The following is a 1,258-nucleotide window of genomic DNA, read 5'->3' as shown; positions in this document are numbered from 1 at the left end:
TCGAAGTGGGGTCCGAGTCCGTAGCCCTTGACGGTCTTGGCCAGGATCACGGTGGGTTTGCCCTTGAACTCGACCGCGGCCTTGTACGCGGCGTAGACCTTGCGGTAGTCGTGGCCGCCGCGTTTGAGGTTCCAGATCTGGTTGTCGTCCAGGTCCGCGACCATGTCCTTGGTCGCCGGGGTTTTCCCGAAGAAGTGTTCCCGGACGAACCCGCCGGATTCGGCCTTGTAGGTCTGGTAGTCCCCGTCGACGGTTTCGTTCATGATCTTCACCAGGGACCCGTCGGTGTCGCGGGCCAGGAGGTCATCCCATTCCCGGCCCCAGACGACCTTGATGACGTTCCAGCCCGCGCCGCGGAAGAACGCTTCCAGTTCCTGCATGATCTTCCCGTTGCCCCTCACCGGCCCGTCCAGGCGCTGGAGGTTGCAGTTGATCACGAAGTTCAGGTTGTCCAGGTTCTCGTTCGCGGCGAGCTGGAGCAGGCCGCGGGACTCGGGCTCGTCCATTTCCCCGTCGCCCAGGAACGCCCAGACCTGCTGATCGGAGGTGTCCTTGAGGCCGCGGTCGTGCAGGTAGCGGTTGGACTGGGCCTGGTAGATCGCGTTCATCGGGCCGATGCCCATCGACACGGTGGGGAATTCCCAGAACGAGGGCATCAGGCGCGGGTGCGGGTAGGAGGAGAGCGCGTGGCCCTGCTTGGACTTTTCCTGCCGGAACCCGTCCAGGTCCTCCTCCGAGAGCCGGCCTTCCATGAACGCCCTGGCGTACATGCCCGGGGACGCGTGTCCCTGGAAGAAGACCTGGTCCCCGCCGGAGGGGTGGTCCTTGCCGCGGAAGAAGTGGTTGAAGCCGACCTCGTACAAGGTCGCGGCCCCGGCATAGGTGGAGATGTGCCCGCCCACCCCGATGTCGGCCCGCTGCGCCCGGTGCACCATCACGGCCGCGTTCCAGCGCATGTACGCCCGGTACCGGCGCTCGAATTCCTCGTTGCCCGGGAATTCCGCTTCCTGGTCCGCCGGGATCGTGTTCACGTAATCGGTGGTGGTCACCATCGGCACCCCCACGGACTGGGACCCCGCCCGCTGAAGCAGGCTGCGCATGATGAACTGCGCCCGTTCCGTGCCCTGCTCCCTGATCAACGCATCCAAAGACTCAACCCACTCGGCAGTCTCTTCCGGATCACGATCAGGCAGCTGGGAAGTCAACCCGCTAAGGATGTGTGAGGTCTCTTCTCCTGCAGCCACGTCCAACCTCTCTT

1 pseudogene is annotated in these 1,258 nt (G+C 64.6%); it reads right to left on the bottom strand.

Going from position 1 to position 1,258, the window contains the following annotated elements:
• Window positions 1-1,244: pseudogene (locus KNN17_RS22265) on the bottom strand (pyruvate dehydrogenase (acetyl-transferring), homodimeric type); the annotation flags it as partial.
• Window positions 1,245-1,258: the final 14 nt, after the last annotated feature.

The organism is Arthrobacter bambusae, assembly GCF_022606295.1.
GTDB lineage: Bacteria > Actinomycetota > Actinomycetes > Actinomycetales > Micrococcaceae > Arthrobacter > Arthrobacter bambusae_A.
This window is presented reverse-complemented; position numbering and strand designations above follow the sequence as displayed.